Below are 3,624 nucleotides of genomic sequence, written 5' to 3'. Positions count from 1 at the left end.
GCCGCGCGCGCGCGTTGCGCGAGCGACTGCAGCGTCTCGGCGACGCGATCGGCCTGCACCGGCAGCGCGCCGTCGGTATCCCACGAATAGTCGGCCAGCAGGCGCCATTCGTCCGGTGTCAGCGACGCGCCGTTCTTCAGTGCGGTCGCGAGCGTCTGCCGCACCGGATGCGCGGCCGTCATCCCGAGCGACAGCGCCTGCATGTAGCGATCGAGATCGGCTTCGCCCGGCAGCCGCGTCACTTCGGTGCCATCGGGACGGAACAGGATCATCGTCGGATAGCCGTGCACCTTGAAACGCTCGCCGAGCTTCTGCGCGCTTTCGGTATCGCCGTCGAGATACACGGGCACGAAGAACGACGAGCGGGTCTTGAATGCCTGCTGGCTGAAGATCGTCGACTTCACCTGGTTGCACGACGGGCACCACACCGCGCCCCAGTAGAGCAGCAGCGGCTTGCCGGTGCGCTTCGCCAACGCGAAGGCGGCGTCGACGTCGCCGTGCTGCCACGCGATGCCGGGCGGCAGGTGTGCGCCGTCAGGCGACGCGCTTGCCACCGGGGCGCCCGTGGGCGTGGCAGCGGCAAGCGCCGCACCCGCGGCGGCGAGCAGGCAGGCGGCGGTCAGATTCCGGAGAGCGGTTTTCATCGAAGCGGGTCCGTTGAAAGAGACGGTTGCGGGAAGGTGCGGCGCGCGAAGCGCTGGCCGTGAAGTAACGGCCTTGAGGCGATGACGATGAAGCCAGCCGACGTGCAACGCCGCGCATGATCGTTACGGAAATGCACACGCCGGCCGAGGCGACCGGCAAATCATTCAACGATACGACGGGCACAGCCGACAGAAAACGAACGAATTCTCGAATGAATATGACGCGCGGCATCGCGGCCGCGCGTGCTGTCAGAGACGCGTCGGCCGAGCCTTCACTGCCGCGCCTTGATCCGTGCCATGTGATACACGGATTCATGCACGCCATCGCGCAATGCATAGCCCGGCGATTCACCCTCGATCCGGAAGCCATGCTTCTCGTAGAGCGCGATCGCCGCACGGTTGTCGGTGAACACGGTCAGCTCGAGACGCGTGATGTTCAGCCAGTTTTCCGCGAGATCGATCGCAGCCGTGAGCAACCGGCCGCCGATGCCGCGCCCGTGACGCGCCGCGTCGACCATCATGCCGAGCCCTGCCGCATGGCGCCGGCGCGGATTCTGTTCGGGATGCAGGCCGAGATGGCCGACCACCACGCCGTCGATTTCGGCGACGAGGCTCATGCCTTGCTCGCGCGCGCCTTCGAGCCGCTTCTGCCATTTTTCGAACGACGGAAACGGATGCTGCAACGTATTCGCGTACACGGTGGGATGCGCGGCGATCTGCCGGATCGCGTCGACGTCGTGCGTCTCGCTGTGCCGGATCTTGATGTCGGTCATGGGTGGGCCGGTTCCGAAAAGTCGCGCCTGTCGCGCGGACTGCGCACATGCGCAGCAACAGATCGAGCTTATCCGATTTCACGCATTTGAAACATGGGCGTCATGCGATGCCGTTGCCCCCGCAACGACACGCGATCACGCCACGCCACGCCACGCCACCGCGAACCGGAAAAATCTGACCGGTTCCGCACACTGCAATCGGTAATTCCTGACTCGCTTCCATCGCGCATCGCTCTCCGATCAATCGTTGCGCACGCAACGTCACGCGCGCGACATGCGATGTCATGTCTTCATCACGTCGACGTCACGTCGTCTCCCTAGACTGGGCGCCGCCCAACCCGGCATGCGCCGGGCCGGTGTGTGCCGACGTCCTGCCCCGCGCATCACGAGCGCGCGTTGCACAGGATCGCGGCGACGGCCAGGGCATCCGCGCGACACCACGCATCGCGCGCGATACGCGCACCTCCGCCCTGCGCGGCCGACGCACTCGAACGCACACGCCGCACAACTCGTCGTCCCAGGGGGGGCGATGCACGGGCGCCGCCAGACGAAGTCACGAACGCTCCCATCATCACAGGACCCGAACGCCATGACGTCACGCCGTAAATTCCTTCAGCAGACCGCCACTTCCGGCCTCGCCGCCGCCGCGCTGTCCGCGTTTCCGCCAAGCATCCGCCGCGCGCTCGCGATTCCCGCGTTTCACGAAACGGGGACCATCAAGGACGTGAAGCACGTCGTGCTGCTGATGATGGAGAACCGCGCATTCGACAGCTACTTCGGCACGTTCAAGGGCGTGCGCGGTTACGGCGACCGCTTCGCGGTGCCGTCGCCGAACGGCCGCAACGTGTTCTACCAGACGTACACGAAGCCGACGCCCGCCACCACCGTCACGCCGTATCACCTCGACGCGAGCCAGGGCAACGCGCAGCGCGCGGGCGGCACGCCGCACACGTGGGCCGATGCGCAGGCCGCGTGGGACCACGGCCGGATGAACCGCTGGCCCGACGCGAAGACGCCGCTGTCGATGGGCTACTACGACGCGGCGGAAGTCCCGTTCCAGCGCGCGCTCGCCGATGCGTTCACGCTGTGCGACCACTACCACTGCGGGATGCACACGGGCACGATCGCGAACCGCCTGTTCTACTGGAGCGGCACCAACGGCCCGAACGGCATCAGCCCGGCCGACGGCAGCCGCGTGAAGATCGCCGCGCTGAACAACCAGTTCAACGGCGGCAACGACATCGGCCCGTCGAGCCAGGGCTGGACCTGGACCACCTACGCCGACCGGCTGCAGCAGGCCGGCGTGAAATGGAAGGTCTACCAGAGCCTGATCGACAACTTCGGCTGCAACGAGATGATGAGCTTCCGTCACTGGCGCGCGGCGATCGAGCAGATGCCGCCCGCGCGCCGGCCCGCGTACGTCGCGTCGACGGACATCACGCAGCCCGTGACGGCGGCCGGCGCGTTCTACGATCCGGCGATCGACGATCCGCTGAGCCCGCTCGCGAAGGGGTTCGGCAACACGATGCCGTACGGCTTCCTCGAATCGTTCCGCGACGACATCCGCAACGGCACGCTGCCCGAGGTGTCGTGGATCATCCCGCCGTCCGTGTACAGCGAACACCCGGGGCCGTCGAGCCCCGCGCAGGGTGGCTGGTACGTGCAGGCGGTACTCGATGCGCTCACGGCGAACCCGGAGGTGTGGAGCAAGACCGTGCTGCTGGTCAACTACGACGAGAACGACGGCTTCTTCGACCACCTGCCGTCGCCGGCCGTGCCGTCGCGCAACGCCGACGGCACGCTCGCGGGCGGCCATACGCTGCGGGATGCCGACGTCGCCGCCGAGTACCACGACTTCACGCCGGCCACGTCGAGCCAGCCGGCAATCGACGGCCGCCCGTACGGTCCGGGCCCGCGCGTGCCGATGTGGGTCGTGTCGCCGTGGAGCCGCGGCGGCTGGGTCAACTCGCAGGTGTTCGACCACACGTCGACGCTGCTTTTCCTCGAAAAGCGCTTCGGCGTCGCGGAGCCGCAGATCAGCGCGTACCGCCGCGCGGTGTGCGGCGACCTGACGAGCGCGTTCAACTTCCGCTCGCCGAACAACGAACCGCTGCCGACGCTCGCAGGCCATACGACCAAAAGCCAGGTCGACGCGCTGAGCGCCGCGCAACAGGCCGCGCCGAAGATCGTGCCGCCGGCCGCGCCGG

3 protein-coding genes are annotated in these 3,624 nt (G+C 67.5%); 1 reads left to right on the top strand and 2 read right to left on the bottom strand.

Going from position 1 to position 3,624, the window contains the following annotated elements; genetic code table 11:
• Both G3N93_RS36090 and G3N93_RS36085 read right to left on the bottom strand, forming a co-directional pair.
• Window positions 1–644, bottom strand: a 644-nt coding sequence (locus tag G3N93_RS36090; protein WP_206135148.1) for a thioredoxin family protein, incomplete at its 3' end; no start/stop codon positions are given.
• Window positions 645–916: 272 nt separating this feature from the next.
• Window positions 917–1,417: a GNAT family N-acetyltransferase gene (locus G3N93_RS36085; protein WP_174985008.1), complete on the bottom strand. Its 501-nt coding sequence runs from the start codon at window positions 1,415–1,417 to the stop codon at window positions 917–919.
• A 589-nt stretch (window positions 1,418–2,006) separates the two neighbouring features.
• On the opposite strand from G3N93_RS36085, the gene G3N93_RS36080 reads away from it, so the two are divergent.
• On the top strand, window positions 2,007–3,624 hold a 1,618-nt coding region (locus tag G3N93_RS36080; RefSeq protein ID WP_206135147.1), incomplete at its 3' end, for a phosphocholine-specific phospholipase C.

This window comes from Burkholderia sp. Se-20378 (assembly GCF_017104665.1).
Classification (GTDB): Bacteria; Pseudomonadota; Gammaproteobacteria; order Burkholderiales; family Burkholderiaceae; genus Burkholderia; species Burkholderia lata.
This window is presented reverse-complemented; position numbering and strand designations above follow the sequence as displayed.